The sequence below is a fragment of the Bacillus halotolerans genome (assembly GCF_004006435.1).
Classification (GTDB): Bacteria; Bacillota; Bacilli; order Bacillales; family Bacillaceae; genus Bacillus; species Bacillus halotolerans.
On the sequence record NZ_CP029364.1, the window covers coordinates 2,360,579 to 2,374,712 of the forward strand.

The following is a 14,134-nucleotide window of genomic DNA, read 5'->3' on the forward strand; positions in this document are numbered from 1 at the left end:
GGGGATGATGTATGCTCTATACAAAAATCAGTCACATGCCGCCGGCAGAACGGGTTGAGACACTGACAAAGTCTTTGGTCAGCCTCAGCAGTGTAAACGGCACCATCGGCGAAGGGACGAAAGCAGATTTTATCAAAGAAGTCATCATGAGCTATCCTTACTTTCAGGAACATCCTTGCCATGTATGGGAACAGGCTATTCCTAATGACCCGTACAACCGGAAAAATATTTTTGCGTTTGTGGAAGGCAGCGGGGAAAGCCGGAATACTGTCATTTATCACGCCCACTTGGATACGGTGGGAATTGAAGATTTCGGCCCGCTTAAGGATATCGCTTTTGATTCTGGAAAATTGGCTGAGTATTTCTCCAACTATGACTTTGATGAAGACGTTCAGCGGGACGCCAAGTCGGGTGAGTGGATGTTCGGCAGAGGCTCTGTCGACATGCAAAGCGGCATCGCGGTGCATTTGTCCAATCTCCTGCACTTTTCAGAGAACCCCAAAGCATTGCCGGGAAATCTATTATTTATGGCAAACCCGGATGAAGAAAGTCAGCATGCCGGTATTCTCGCCAGTATTTCTGAGCTGAACCGATTAAAAAAGGAAAAACAGATTCAGTATTTGGCTGCCATTAATACCGATTTTATTACGCCGCTGTACGATGGTGATTCAACCAGATATATTTATACCGGAGCCGCGGGAAAGCTGCTGCCTTGCTTTTATATATCCGGCCGGGAAGTGCATGTCGGAGACACGCTTGCTGGCATCGATCCAAATCTCATTTCTTCTGAAATCACAAGACGCATCCACAACAATATTCATTTAGCAGAAAAGATTGAAGGCGAATTGGTTCTGCCCCCATCCTGCTTGTACCAGCGTGATAACAAAGAATCCTATAACGTCCAAACCGCCGTCAGCAGCTATTTGTATTTCAATTATTTTATCTATGAAAAAACAGCAAAGGAAGTCATGGACCAGCTTACCCAAGTCGCTGAGGAGGCGTGCCGGGACACAGAACAAAAATTATCAGATTATTATGAAGAATATCTGAAACGAACAAATCTTCCGAAGAGACATTTGTCTTGGGATATTCAAGTCTTCAGTTTGGATCAATACATGGAAAAGCTAAGAAGCCGCGGCGTCGATCCTGAGCAGTGTATAGAGCAAGCATTCAAAGCCAATGAGCACCTTGAACTGCGCATGAGATGTTTTCATGCAATTGAAGAACTCCAAAAGCTTGATCCCGATCAGGGCGCAAAAGTCATTCTGTTTTATGCTCCTCCTTATTTACCGCATAACTATTTAAAAGAAGAAAGCACAAGAGACCAGCTATTGCAGCATGTGATCAAAGAAGCGGTGGACAAAACCGCCGAAACGACAGGCGAAACCTTTGTTTTCAAAAAGTTTTTCCCTTACTTGGCAGACGGCAGCTTTTTATCGCTGCATGAAACCGATGACGAAATTGATTCCTTTATCAGAAACTTCCCGGGGTGGGAGATGATTGGAACCATTCCGTTTAAAGACATACGGAAACTGAACATTCCTTCCATTAACATGGGTGTATACGGAAAAGACGGACATAAATGGACTGAAAGAGTATACAAGCCGTACACATTTCATGTATTGCCTGATCTGATACAGCAGACCACTGTTCACCTTTTGCAAAGCTATCGGATGAATATCAGCACAAAAGAGCCGAAGGGAGAAGGATGATGCAGGATCATAAAAATGAATTGCAGCGCAGTATGAAAAGCCGGCATTTGTTTATGATTGCCTTGGGCGGCGTCATCGGCACCGGTCTGTTTTTAGGTTCCGGCTTTACGATCAGCCAGGCGGGTCCTCTCGGAGCCATTGTTGCCTATATGATTGGCGGATTTTTAATGTATCTGGTCATGCTTTGTTTAGGGGAGCTGGCTGTCGCCATGCCGGTGTCCGGATCGTTTCAAGCCTACGCCACAAAGTTTTTGGGGCCGTCGACAGGTTTTATGATCGGATGGCTGTATTGGTTCAGCTGGGCGAATACAGTCGGCTTGGAGCTAACGTCAGCGGGCATTTTGATGCAAAGATGGCTGCCCTCCGTGCCGATCTGGATATGGTGTCTCGTTTTCGGTGTCATCATCTTTTTGATTAATGCGCTGTCTGTCCGAAGCTTTGCGGAAATGGAATTTTGGTTTTCGAGCATCAAAGTGACAGCGATCATATTATTTATCGTGATCGGCGGGTGCGCCGTGTTTGGCTTGATTGATTTTAAAGGCGGTCAGGAAACGCCTTTTCTATCTCATTTCATGACTGATAAAGGACTGTTTCCAAATGGCGTGCTGGCTGTTATGTTTACGCTGGTTATGGTCAATTTCTCATTTCAGGGGACAGAGCTGGTCGGAATTGCGGCAGGGGAGAGTGAAAGTCCGGAAAAGACACTGCCAAAGTCCATTCGAAATGTCATCTGGCGAACGCTGTTTTTCTTTGTGCTGGCTATGTTTGTCTTGGTTGCCATTCTTCCGTATGAAACGGCTGGGGTGATTGAGAGTCCGTTTGTAGCGGTGCTTGATCAAATCGGCATCCCATTTGCGGCTGATATGATGAACTTTGTCATATTAACGGCGATTTTATCTGTTGCCAATTCTGGTTTATATGCAGCCTCGCGTATGATGTGGTCGCTTTCAACTAACAAAATGGGCCCGGCCCTTTTAACGAGACTGACCAAAAAAGGGGTGCCGATCAATGCCCTGCTGATTACGATTGGGATTTCCGGCTGTTCGCTGCTGACTAGCGTCATGGCTGCAGAAACCGTGTATTTATGGTGTATATCAATCTCAGGCATGGTGACAGTTGTCGCGTGGATGTCCATTTGCGCCTCGCAATTTTTCTTTCGCAGGCGGTTCCTCGCTGAAGGCGGAAACGTGAACGACCTGGAATTCAGAACCCCTCTTTATCCGTTGGTGCCGATTCTTGGGTTTGTATTATACGGATGCGTATTGATAAGCCTTATATTCATCCCAGATCAAAGAATCGGCTTGTACTGCGGTGTACCAATCATTATTTTCTGCTATGCATACTATCATCTGAGCGTCAAGAAACGCTTACAAAATGAACCGCTGAAAAAAGAGCAAACAGAAGCGCAATAGAAGAAGCTCTCCGGGAGACCGGAGAGCTTTTTTACGCGTTACGTCTGACAAGAAACACATAGGACAATATCGCGAGCACATCAAAGCCGAATATACTCAACGCCATCGGCCGCGCGTTTTCTTCCCCGGCAACACCGGCGAGCGCCGTTGATGGCAAACGGCATGCTGAACATCTGAGCCGACACACCGTATATGTTTTGCAGGACAAACGGCGAACCGGAAATATACGCAAACATGCCGATCCCGATATAGGCCTGGCTGAAAGCAAAACCCATAAACGCCCGGTCGCCAAGCAAGTGCCGACATGTGATCAGCTTTCAGGCAGTGATTCAGGCAATGCGGTCAGAACCGTGACAAAAATAAGACACCCGGTCCCTGCCAGCATGATAAACAAAGTTGACCAGTCAGTAAATTGAAGGATGAATCCTCCCGAAATCGGGCTAACTGTGAATAACCTTGATTCATCACCTGACCCGCCTTAACAAATGCATTACATAGCATATCCCAGGATATGTTTTTGTTTTATTTTAAATTTGAAACAAGAAATCCCTTATTCGTATTTGAATGCAAATAATAAAAAGAAAATTATTTTCGTTCGAATTGTAAATTGCAAATAAAGGATGCTAAACTATAATTCAACTTTATTTTAAGATTCCGGAAGAGGTGTTAAGGGAGAATGAACAGTAAACAAAACAATCACATCAAATCAAAACATCATTTTCCGCTATTTCTTGCGCTGGCTTTAACAATGGGCGTATTTGCGGCTGGATCTGAAGAGCTTGTCATTTCACCGCTGCTGCCTGATTTAGCAGATGCCTTCAACTCAGATGTCAGCGTGCTTGCGCTATCTATCAGTATATATGGGATCATGATCTTTATCGGTGCCCCGCTGCTGGTGCCTTTAGGGGATAAATACTCGAGAGAACTGAGTTTAATGCTGGGACTCGTGATCTTTATTATAGGAACCGTGATATGCGCTTTGGCGCAAAATATTTTTTTCTTCTTTTTAGGCCGTGCGCTTTCAGGGTTGGCGGCAGGTGCGTTTGTCCCGACCGCTTACGCAGTTGTCGGGGATCGTGTTCCGTATACATATCGGGGGAAAGTGATGGGTCTGATCGTATCAAGCTGGTCGCTTGCACTGATTTTCGGTGTGCCGATCGGATCATTTATAGGCGGCGTCTTACATTGGAGATGGACATTCTGGATTTTCGCCTTGATGGGTGCACTTGTTGTTTTGCTCGTCTTATTTGAAATGCGCCGCCATAACGATAATAAAAGCACCGTCCAGGAGGAAAAAGATGAGCCGGCGGGGACATTTCGAGACGCGCTTAAAGTGCCGCGTGTTCCCGTTTATATCATAATCACTTTGTGCAATATGATTGGTTTTTACGGTATGTATTCGTTTTTAGGCTCTTACCTACAGGACGTTTTTACCGGAGGCAATACGGCTGCCGGCTTATTTATTATGATTTATGGCATCGGGTTTTCCATGAGTGTCTTTACAGGTAAGATTGCCGACCGCATTGGAAAAATGCGCTCTCTGATCATTGCGCTGGCGGTCATCAGCGTTCTGCTGGCTTGTATCGCGTATGCGCCCGCATCAATGCCTCTGCTAATCATCAGTCTATTCATCTGGGGGTTAATGCAAAGCTTGACGGTGACGCTGCTCAGCACCATTTTGAGTGATTGCTCAGAGCGTCATCGCGGGAAAATTATGGCGTTTTACAGCCTTGCCTCAAATTTGGCTGTGACATTAGGTTCTGCTTTGATGGGACCTGTATATGTGGGATACGGTTATGCAGCTGTCGGAATGATTTGCGCCATCATTACAGTGCTCGGTTTTGTGCTCAGTGTATTCGCATATAAAAAGTACGGAAAGCATGAGCAGAAAGCAGATCATTCCTTATCCCAATAAACAAAGTTTCTAAATTCCTATAACAAAAAACCCTTTCTTAAGGGTTTTTCTGTTTGTATGGGAATAATTATCAGTATTTTCAAAAAATGTTGACAGTTCGATTTCCGCTGGATAAAATTTACTTAAAATTTAAAAGATTGGTTGGTGCTCATGATTATATTGGATAATAGCATTCAGACAAAAAACAAAGCTTATTCAATATCAAAACTGATTACAGTCAACACGCTCGGCCCAGAAGGGACAAGCAGTGAGTACGCAGCAAAACATTTCATCTCTAATTTTACTCTTCTCCAAGGGCTAAACAGTAAATTATCTTTGCATGATACATTTGAATCATGCATCGAAAGGACTCTTCAAAGCCCGCTGGAATACACCATCGTTCCACATGCTTATGACGGCATTAAACATTTCTACATGAGGCCGGATTTGCAGCTTTTGCAAATCTTCAGGTGCGATACACCGATGTACGGCCTGGCTGTCCGTCCTGATTTCACATTCAGCGACGACATGCTTGACACATCTATTATTGTTTCACACCCATCACCTATCAATTTAATTAAATATTTTACCCGGAAAGACGTCAGGTTCGAGCTGGTCAACTCAACCAGCGCCGCAGCAAAAAAAGTAAAAGAAGGTCTTTCTGACATTGCTTTAACCAATGAACTGGCAAGACAAAAATACGGGCTCAAGTTTGTTAAGACATTTAAAAGCATTCCTATGAGCTGGTCATTATTCGGAAAAGGAGACGTTGATTATGAAAACTGAACAAGATGTGAAGGAGATTTATTTCCCGACACCAAAATTAATAGAGTGGGAGAACGGAGTGAGACAGTATTCCACCGTCCGCGGCGATACTGAAGTGCTAATGTCTTACGTTCCGCCGCATACGAACGTTGAACCGCATCAGCACAAGGAAGTCCAAATCGGCATGGTCGTTTCAGGCGAGCTGTCCATGACTGTCGGAGACGTCACAAAAAAAATGACAGCCTTGGAATCGGCATATATTGCGCCGCCGCATGTGCCTCACGGAGCAAGAAATGAAACAGACCAAGAAGTCATTGCCATTGATATTAAACGGTATAAAGCTGATGAAACGTATACAAGTCCTGAAGACTACTTTTTGAATATTTTCAAAACGAGAGATTTATTGCCTGGCATGGAAGTCACGTTCTTTGTTGAGGATTGGATAGAAATTATGCTGGCCAAGATTCCTGGAAACGGCGGCGAAATGCCTTTCCATAAACATCGCAATGAACAAATCGGCATCTGCATCGGCGGCGGATATGATATGACCGTTGAAGGCTGCACAGTGGATATGACATTCGGCACCGCCTATTTCTGTGAACCTCGTGAAGACCACGGTGCCATCAACCGTTCTGAAAAAGAATCTCAATCCATTAACATCTTCTTTCCGCCGCGCTACAACAGAGCAAAAATGAAAAAGATAAAGGCGGATGAATCATAATGAACCTCATTGATAAAACCGTCCTCATAACAGGAGGCGCATCAGGCATCGGCTATGCCGCGGTTCAAGCTTTTTTGAACCAGCAGGCAAATGTGGTTGTGGCGGATATTGATGCAGCACAGGGAGAAGTAATGGTCCGGCAAGAAAATAATGACCGGCTGCACTTTGTGCAAACAGATATAACAGACGAAGCTGCCTGCCAGCACGCTGTTCAATCGGCAATCAATACATTCGGAGGATTAGATATTTTAATTAATAATGCGGGGATCGAAATCGTGGCGCCTATTCATGAGATGGAGCTGAGCGATTGGAATAAGGTGCTCCAAGTCAATCTGACGGGCATGTTTTTAATGAGCAAGCACGCACTCAAGCATATGCTGGCTGCCGGCAAGGGCAATATCATTAATACGTGCTCTGTCGGCGGAGTCGTGGCATGGCCTGATATCCCGGCATATAACGCCAGCAAAGGCGGCGTGTTGCAGCTGACAAGGTCAATGGCTGTTGATTACGCCAAACATCAAATCCGCGTTAATTGTGTATGTCCGGGGATTATTGATACGCCGTTAAATGAGAAATCCTTTATGGAAAATAATGAAGGCACACTTGAAGAAATCAAGAAAGAAAAGGCGAAGGTGAATCCGATGCTAAAACTCGGAAAACCTGAAGAAATAGCAAACGTTATGCTGTTTTTAGCCTCTGATTTATCAAGCTACATGACCGGAAGCGCCATCACCGCAGACGGAGGATATACCGCACAATAGAGAGAGAAGGAGTGTTTTACATATGGAGAGAAAAACAGTTTTGGTTATCGCTGATCTTGGAGGCTGCCCGCCGCATATGTTTTATCAAAGCGCTGCTGAAAAATATAACCTGGTCAGCTTTATTCCGAGACCATTTGCCATTACAGCTTCCCATGCGGCACTTATTGAAAAATACTCGGTCGCGGTCATAAAGGATAAAGATTATTTTCAGAGTATCACAGATTTCGAGCATCCCGATTCCATTTACTGGGCGCATGAGGATCATGACAAACCCGAAGAAGAGGTAGTCGAGCAAATCGTCAAGGTTGCCGAAATGTTTGGAGCGGAAGCCATCACAACAAACAATGAATTATTCATCGCTCCGATGGCGAAAGCCTGTAAACGTCTCGGCTTAAGAGGAGCGGGTGTGCAAGCTGCCGAAAATGCCAGAGATAAAAATAAAATGAGGGCAGCGTTTAATAAAGCCGGGGTCAAAACAATCAAAAACAAACGGGTCACAACCCTTGAAGATTTCCGCTCCGCGCTGAAAGAGATCGGCACGCCGCTCATCTTAAAACCGACATACTTGGCGAGTTCAATCGGCGTGACGCTGATTACGGACACCAAAACAGCAGAAGCCGAGTTTAACAGAGTGAATGACTACCTGAAATCCATTAATGTGCCGAAGGCGGTTACGTTTGAAGCCCCGTTTATTGCGGAGGAGTTTTTACAGGGTGAATACCCGGACTGGTATCAAACCGAGGGATACTCCGACTATATCAGCATAGAAGGGATCATGGCGGACGGAGAATATTTTCCAGTCGCGATTCATGACAAAACACCGCAAATCGGGTTTACGGAAACATCGCATATCACGCCGTCCATCTTGGATGATGAAGCGAAAAAGATCATTATTGAAGCGGCCAAAAAAGCAAATGAAGGGCTTGGGCTGGAAAACTGCGCGACACATACAGAAATCAAGTTAATGAAAAATAGAGAAGCCGGTTTAATAGAGTCTGCGGCCAGGTTCGCCGGATGGAATATGATTCCGAATATTAAAAAGGTCTTCGGCGTCGACATGGCGCAATTATTGCTGGATGTTCTCTGTTTCGGAAAAGACGCCGATCTTCCGGATGGATTGCTGGAGCAAGAACCTTGCTATATCGCCGACTGTCATTTGTACCCGGAGCATTTCAAACAAAACGGGCAGCTTCCTGAAGCGGCGGAGGATATGATCATTGAATCCATCAACATTCCGGATGGGCTGCTGAAAGGAGATACGGAACTTGTTTCTTTCTCGGCTGCGGCACCAGGTACGTCTGTTGATTTGCGCCTGTTTGAAGCCTTCAATTCCATTGCCGCATTTGAACTGAAAGGAAGCAATTCCCAGGATGTAGCCGATTCAATTAAACACATCCAGCAGCATGCAAAGCTTACTGCGAAGTATGTGCTGCCGGTATGAAACAGTTAAAGCCAAATTCTAAATACTTGCTTTACGGGCAGGCGCTTTCGTTTATGGGAGACTATTGTGTTCTCCCGGCCCTGCTCATTTTGTCTACATATTATCACGATTATTGGGTGACGTCAGGAGTCATTGCGGTCAGAAGCATTCCGATGGTGTTTCAGCCGTTTTTAGGGGTGCTCGTTGACCGATTGGACAGAATTAAAATTATGCTGTGGACGGATGTCATCAGGGGCATCATCTTTTTGGGGCTCACCTTTCTCCCAAAAGGCGAGTATCCGCTGGTTTTTCTGGCCCTGCTGTTTGTCTCTTACGGGAGCGGCGTATTTTTTAATCCGGCGCGTCTCGCGGTCATGTCTTCTCTGGAATCAGATATTAAAAATATCAATACCTTATTCGCTAAAGCCACGACCATTTCTATCATTGTCGGGGCGGCCGCCGGAGGGTTATTCCTGTTAGCCGGGTCTGTAGAGATGGCTGTTGCCTTTAACGGTGTGACATACCTGGTTTCAGCGTTTTTTATCAGGCGAATTAAGCTGCAATTTGTCCCGATTCAGTCTGAAAATATAAAAGAAGCCTTTCAGTCTTTTAAAGAAGGGCTGAAGGAAATCAAAACCAATTCATTCGTGTTAAACGCCATGTTTACGATGATTACGATGGCAATGCTTTGGGGGATCGTGTACAGCTATTTTCCGATTGTCAGCCGCTTTTTGGGTGACGGGGAGATCGGCAACTTTATCCTTACCTTCTGCATCGGCTTCGGCGGTTTCATCGGAGCTGCGCTTGTCAGCAAGTGGGGCTTTAACAACAATAAAGGCTTGATGTACTTTACCATTTTATCAATCGTCTCGCTGGCGCTGTTTTTATTCACGCCCATTTTTGCTGTATCTGTCATTGCTGCCATTCTCTTTTTCATCGCCATGGAATATGGGGAAGTGCTTGCAAAGGTTAAAGTTCAGGAAAACGCGGCGAACCAGATTCAAGGGCGTATTTTTTCGGTGGCTGAAGCGTCTATTGGCTTGTGCATTTCGATTGGTTCCATGCTTATCAACGTATTAGAGGCTCCTGTCATCATGGGGCTGATTGTTATCATGGTAAGCGGTTTGTTTTTGCATACAAAGCTGGTGAACAAGTCTTTTTTGGAACGGGATAAAAAAACTGAGCAAATTCACTTATAAGGAGTCTTTCAGATGGAAATAACACCGTCCGACGTCATCAAGACACTTCCAAGGCAAGAATTTTCTCTCGTTTTTCAAAAGGTAAAAGAAATGGAAAAAACGGGGGCGCAAGTCATTAATCTTGGACAGGGGAACCCTGACCTTCCTACTCCGCCGCATATCGTGCAGGCATTGCAGGAGGCGGCTGTGAACCCTTCTTTCCACGGGTATGGGCCATTCAGAGGCTATCCCTTTCTGAAGGAAGCGATTGCCGCTTTCTATAAAAGAGAATACGGAGTGACAATCAATCCTGAAACAGAAGTGGCGCTCTTTGGCGGGGGAAAAGCAGGCTTGTATGTTTTGACACAATGCCTGCTCAATCCGGGAGATATCGCTTTGGTCCCGAACCCGGGCTATCCTGAATACCTTTCGGGTATTACAATGGCAAGAGCAGAGCTGCACGAAATGCCGCTGCACGCAGAAAACGGCTATCTGCCTGACTTTGAGAAAATAGATCCCGCTGTGTTACAAAAAGCGAAGCTGATGTTTTTGAACTATCCGAATAACCCGACGGGAGCTGTGGCGGATGCGGCTTTTTATGCAAAAGCGGCCGCATTTGCAAAAGAGCACCAGATTCATTTGATCCATGACTTTGCGTACGGCGCATTTGAGTTTGATAAAAAACCGGCCAGCTTCCTGCAGGCGGAGGACTCAAAAACTGTGGGCGCGGAGCTTTATTCGTTTTCAAAAACATTTAACATGGCCGGCTGGAGAATGGCGTTTGCCGTCGGAAATGAAAAGATCATTCAAGCGGTCAATGAATTTCAGGATCACGTCTTTGTCGGCATGTTCGGCGGACTGCAGCAGGCGGCCAGTGCGGCGCTGTCAGGAGATCCGGAACAAACAGATCGCTTGAAACGCATCTATGCGGAACGGATTGACTTTTTTACGGAGCTTTGTGAAAAAGAACTGGGCTGGAAGATAGAAAAACCTAAAGGAACATTTTATGTATGGGCTGAAATTCCAAAAATGTTTGAGTCTTCTCATCAATTCTCTGACTACCTGCTGGAGCAGGCCCATGTTGTCGTAACGCCGGGCGAGATTTTCGGCAGCAACGGAAAACGTCATGTCAGAATATCAATGGTATCGAAGCAGGAGGATCTGCGGGAATTTGTCATGCGGATTCAAAAGCTGAACCTGCCGTTTGCCTCATTAGAAGAAGTATCCCGCTAAAAAGCGGGATTTTTTTATATGCTTTTCATGCTGCCGCCGTCAGCAGAAATTTGCTGCCCGGTGATATAGGAGGCTTCCTCGGAAGCGAGAAACGCGGCGAGCGCTGCGGTTTCTTCGGCTGATCCGACCCGTTTCATCGGGATGCCAGAAGCAATCTGTTCTACGGCTTCTTGTTTGGATATGCTGTTCTTTTCCATCACATTCTTCACAAATTGATGGTAACGGTCTGTAGCGATAAAACCAGGATTCAGGCAGTTGACAGTAATATTGTGAGGAGCAAGCTGAATGGAAATATTTTTACTGGCGTTAATTAAAGCGGCATTCATCATGCTGTTTGTAAACATATTGGCGCCGGGTTCTTTCCACAGATTTCCGACAATGTTGATGATTCTGCCAAACTCGTTTTGTTTCATCAGAGAGGCGGCACGCTTGATAGCGTCAATATAGGCAACGGTTTTCTGTGTGAACGTGGCCGTCATATCCTCTATATTACAGTTATCAAATGTGTCAGGCGCGCCGCCCGGGATATTGTTAATCAGAACATCAAGCCGTCCGCATTGAGATTCTATTTCTTTAAAAATCTCCTCTCTCGTTTGCTGGTCAGACATATCACCCGCAAGGACAATGACACTCGCTTCAGGATGCTTGGCCAAAATGTCTTCTTTGACAGGTTCAATATTGTCCAAGACTCGCGAATTGATGACGACGGTAAAATGCTGGTCTGCTAATTTCAGAGCAATTGCTTTTCCGATTCCTTGACTTGCTCCCATAATAAATGCGGTTCGTTTTGACAAATAACTGCACCCCTTTGAAAAAATTGGATTATTATCTACATCGTAAAAAAAAACGGAGAAAATAGCAAATCTTATTTAAATTCTGACAAATAGGAATCGAAAAACTCCCGCCAGCTGCGGCGGGAGGAGAAATTATACATATAGGAATTGAGGAAGTGTATCAAGCGAAAGGCGGTTGCCCACAAAGAACGAGCCAAATTCGCCGTAGCGCGCGCTGACTTCGTCAAAACGCATTTCATATACAAGCTTTTTGAATTGAAGCACATCATCACTGAACAGCGTAACGCCCCATTCGTAATCGTCAAAGCCGACTGAACCTGTGATGATCTGTTTCACTTTGCCAGCATAGCTGCGTCCGATTAAACCGTGGCTTCTCATCAAGTTTCTTCGTTCTTCCATAGAAAGCATGTACCAGTTGTCATTGCCGGATCTTCTTTTATCCATTGGATAGAAGCATACATATTTTGATTCCGGCAGTTCAGGGTAAAGGCGCGCACGTACATGCGGATTTTCATACGGGTCGCCGTCGCCGCTCGCCAAATAGTTGCTCAGTTCAACAACTGACACGTAGGAGTAAGCCGGAATGGTGAACTCAGCAAGTCTTGATTTGTTGAATTCAAGCTCAATTTCATTTAATTCTTCCATTGTAGGGCGAAGAATCATCAGCATAAAATCAGCTTTTTGGCCAACGATGCTGTAAAGGGTTTGCGAGCCTTTCCCTTCTTTTTGGGCGACTCCCCATTTTTCAAGCAATCCTGTAAATTCATGAATGATAGACTGGCGCTCATCACTTGACAGCAGCTTCCAGGAAGTCCAGTCCATTGTGCGGAAATCATGAAGCGCATACCAGCCGTCCAGCGTTTTTGCCGCTTCATTTGTCATTTGCTGTTCACTCATTTATCTTCACTCCTATTATCTTTTCGTTAATGCCTTCACTATATCATAGTTTATCCGATTCTACTGTGGAGAAACCTTGAACATCCGATTCGTATATCTCCTCAAAAATAAGAGAACATATAAGGAAAGAATCAGTTGCTTAAATTAGTTAGAAAAATAAGATTTTTTGATGAAAGCGCTATAATAAAAGTTGGCTGTTTGAATTTGACTGGAAGAAGAGTATGCTAGTAAAAGAAAGCGTTTTTGTAACTTTTTGAGGAGGGTTTATTGTGGCAGATTTATTTTCAACAGTGCAAGAAAAAGTAGCTGGAAAAGGCGTTAAAATTGTATTTCCTGAAGGCTTGGACGAACGTATTTTAGTTGCGGTCAGCAAGCTTGCAGAAAATAAAGTGCTGAATCCAATTGTGATCGGCAATGAAAATGAGATCCAAGCAAAAGCAAAAGAACTGAATGTGACGCTTGACGGCGTTGATATTTATGATCCTCATACATATGAAGGCATGGAAGATCTTGTACAGGCATTCGTAGAACGCCGCAAAGGCAAAGCAACAGAAGAACAGGCTCGAAAAGCGCTCTTAGACGAGAACTACTTCGGCACAATGCTTGTGTACAAAGGCCTTGCAGCGGGTCTTGTGAGCGGAGCGGCTCATTCAACTGCCGACACTGTCCGTCCGGCTCTTCAAATCATCAAAACAAAAGAAGGCGTGAAAAAGACTTCAGGCGTCTTCATCATGGCACGCGGCGATGAGCAGTACGTATTCGCAGATTGTGCGATCAACATTGCACCTGACAGCCAAGATCTTGCAGAAATCGCAATCGAAAGCGCCAATACGGCAAAAATGTTCGACATTGATCCTCGCGTAGCAATGCTCAGCTTCTCTACAAAAGGCTCAGCAAAATCTGATGAAACAGAAAAAGTAGCGGATGCTGTGAAAATCGCGAAAGAAAAAGCGCCTGAATTAACGCTTGACGGCGAATTCCAATTTGACGCTGCATTCGTTCCATCTGTAGCTGAGAAAAAAGCGCCGGATTCCGAGATCAAAGGAGACGCGAACGTATTCGTATTCCCAAGCTTGGAAGCAGGAAACATCGGCTACAAAATTGCTCAGCGTTTAGGCAACTTTGAAGCTGTAGGACCAATCCTGCAAGGCTTAAATATGCCTGTTAACGATCTTTCAAGAGGTTGTAACGCTGAAGATGTTTACAATCTTGCATTAATTACAGCGGCACAAGCACTGTAAGAAAAGCGATGGCAGCTCTCTCGCAGAGGGCTGCTTTTTTTGCGCCTTCTTTACCAGGACAGATGATATGAGTAAAATAAAGAAAACTGATCATCATTATAAATCT

The 14,134-nt window shown here is 45.0% G+C and carries 13 protein-coding genes; 10 read left to right on the top strand and 3 right to left on the bottom strand.

What is annotated here, in order from left to right; genetic code table 11:
• Window positions 1–11 precede the first annotated feature (11 nt).
• Together DIC78_RS12055 and DIC78_RS12060 are read left to right on the top strand one after the other, a co-directional pair.
• The gene (locus tag DIC78_RS12055; RefSeq protein ID WP_127696369.1) at window positions 12–1,712 is read left to right on the top strand and encodes a M20 family metallopeptidase; all 1,701 of its coding nucleotides are present in this window, start codon (window positions 12–14) and stop codon (window positions 1,710–1,712) included.
• On the top strand, window positions 1,712–3,124 hold the full coding sequence (locus DIC78_RS12060) for an amino acid permease (RefSeq protein ID WP_127696370.1): 1,413 nt from the start codon (window positions 1,712–1,714) through the stop codon (window positions 3,122–3,124). The genes DIC78_RS12055 and DIC78_RS12060 overlap by 1 nt, the downstream gene beginning before the upstream one ends.
• An 80-nt stretch (window positions 3,125–3,204) precedes the next feature.
• On the opposite strand, the gene DIC78_RS22170 is transcribed toward DIC78_RS12060, so the two are convergent.
• Window positions 3,205–3,399 (bottom strand): hypothetical protein, encoded by a 195-nt coding sequence (locus DIC78_RS22170; RefSeq protein WP_223255258.1) that lies wholly within the window; start codon window positions 3,397–3,399, stop codon window positions 3,205–3,207.
• A 401-nt stretch (window positions 3,400–3,800) separates the two neighbouring features.
• On the opposite strand from DIC78_RS22170, the gene DIC78_RS12070 reads away from it, so the two are divergent.
• From DIC78_RS12070 to DIC78_RS12100, 7 genes are all read left to right on the top strand, one after another.
• A complete protein-coding gene (locus DIC78_RS12070; RefSeq protein ID WP_024123249.1) occupies window positions 3,801–5,039 on the top strand; it encodes an MFS transporter in 1,239 nt (412 codons plus the stop codon).
• A 150-nt stretch (window positions 5,040–5,189) separates the two neighbouring features.
• Entirely contained in the window at window positions 5,190–5,804 is a 615-nt protein-coding gene (gene bacA / locus DIC78_RS12075; protein ID WP_095712765.1) for a prephenate decarboxylase, read from the top strand.
• Window positions 5,794–6,504: a 3-((4R)-4-hydroxycyclohexa-1,5-dien-1-yl)-2-oxopropanoate isomerase gene (bacB, locus tag DIC78_RS12080; RefSeq protein ID WP_106019744.1), complete on the top strand. Its 711-nt coding sequence runs from the start codon at window positions 5,794–5,796 to the stop codon at window positions 6,502–6,504. The genes bacA and bacB overlap by 11 nt, the downstream gene beginning before the upstream one ends.
• On the top strand, window positions 6,504–7,265 hold the full coding sequence (gene bacC, locus DIC78_RS12085; RefSeq protein WP_024123246.1) for a dihydroanticapsin 7-dehydrogenase: 762 nt from the start codon (window positions 6,504–6,506) through the stop codon (window positions 7,263–7,265). The genes bacB and bacC overlap by 1 nt, the downstream gene beginning before the upstream one ends.
• Before the next feature lie 22 nt (window positions 7,266–7,287).
• Complete coding sequence (locus DIC78_RS12090; protein WP_095712776.1) at window positions 7,288–8,706, top strand: alanine--anticapsin ligase; 1,419 nt, start codon at window positions 7,288–7,290, stop codon at window positions 8,704–8,706.
• Window positions 8,703–9,884 carry a bacilysin exporter BacE gene (bacE, locus tag DIC78_RS12095; RefSeq protein ID WP_024123244.1) on the top strand — a complete coding sequence of 394 codons (1,182 nt, stop codon included), beginning with the start codon at window positions 8,703–8,705 and terminating at the stop codon, window positions 9,882–9,884. Before DIC78_RS12090 ends, bacE begins: the two co-directional genes overlap by 4 nt.
• 12 nt (window positions 9,885–9,896) lie before the next feature.
• The gene (locus DIC78_RS12100; protein WP_024123243.1) at window positions 9,897–11,096 is read left to right on the top strand and encodes a transaminase BacF; all 1,200 of its coding nucleotides are present in this window, start codon (window positions 9,897–9,899) and stop codon (window positions 11,094–11,096) included.
• A 14-nt stretch (window positions 11,097–11,110) separates the two neighbouring features.
• On the opposite strand, the gene bacG is transcribed toward DIC78_RS12100, so the two are convergent.
• Complete coding sequence (gene bacG, locus DIC78_RS12105) at window positions 11,111–11,890, bottom strand: NADPH-dependent reductase BacG (protein WP_105954423.1); 780 nt, start codon at window positions 11,888–11,890, stop codon at window positions 11,111–11,113.
• A 132-nt stretch (window positions 11,891–12,022) separates the two neighbouring features.
• Window positions 12,023–12,787, bottom strand: coding sequence for a hydrogen peroxide-dependent heme synthase (hemQ, locus tag DIC78_RS12110; protein ID WP_003235942.1), 765 nt, complete (start codon window positions 12,785–12,787; stop codon window positions 12,023–12,025).
• 269 nt (window positions 12,788–13,056) lie between these two features.
• On the opposite strand from hemQ, the gene pta reads away from it, so the two are divergent.
• Window positions 13,057–14,028 carry a phosphate acetyltransferase gene (gene pta, locus DIC78_RS12115; protein WP_095712778.1) on the top strand — a complete coding sequence of 324 codons (972 nt, stop codon included), beginning with the start codon at window positions 13,057–13,059 and terminating at the stop codon, window positions 14,026–14,028.
• The last annotated feature ends 106 nt before the right edge of the window (window positions 14,029–14,134 follow it).

Coding starts and splice junctions, on each gene's coding strand:
- DIC78_RS12055 (WP_127696369.1), top strand. CDS start 12: ATGCTCTATACAAAAATCAGTCACATGCCGCCGGCAGAACGGGTTGAG.
- DIC78_RS12060 (WP_127696370.1), top strand. CDS start 1,712: ATGCAGGATCATAAAAATGAATTGCAGCGCAGTATGAAAAGCCGGCAT.
- DIC78_RS22170 (WP_223255258.1), bottom strand. CDS start 3,399: ATGGGTTTTGCTTTCAGCCAGGCCTATATCGGGATCGGCATGTTTGCG.
- DIC78_RS12070 (WP_024123249.1), top strand. CDS start 3,801: ATGAACAGTAAACAAAACAATCACATCAAATCAAAACATCATTTTCCG.
- bacA (WP_095712765.1), top strand. CDS start 5,190: ATGATTATATTGGATAATAGCATTCAGACAAAAAACAAAGCTTATTCA.
- bacB (WP_106019744.1), top strand. CDS start 5,794: ATGAAAACTGAACAAGATGTGAAGGAGATTTATTTCCCGACACCAAAA.
- bacC (WP_024123246.1), top strand. CDS start 6,504: ATGAACCTCATTGATAAAACCGTCCTCATAACAGGAGGCGCATCAGGC.
- DIC78_RS12090 (WP_095712776.1), top strand. CDS start 7,288: ATGGAGAGAAAAACAGTTTTGGTTATCGCTGATCTTGGAGGCTGCCCG.
- bacE (WP_024123244.1), top strand. CDS start 8,703: ATGAAACAGTTAAAGCCAAATTCTAAATACTTGCTTTACGGGCAGGCG.
- DIC78_RS12100 (WP_024123243.1), top strand. CDS start 9,897: ATGGAAATAACACCGTCCGACGTCATCAAGACACTTCCAAGGCAAGAA.
- hemQ (WP_003235942.1), bottom strand. CDS start 12,787: ATGAGTGAACAGCAAATGACAAATGAAGCGGCAAAAACGCTGGACGGC.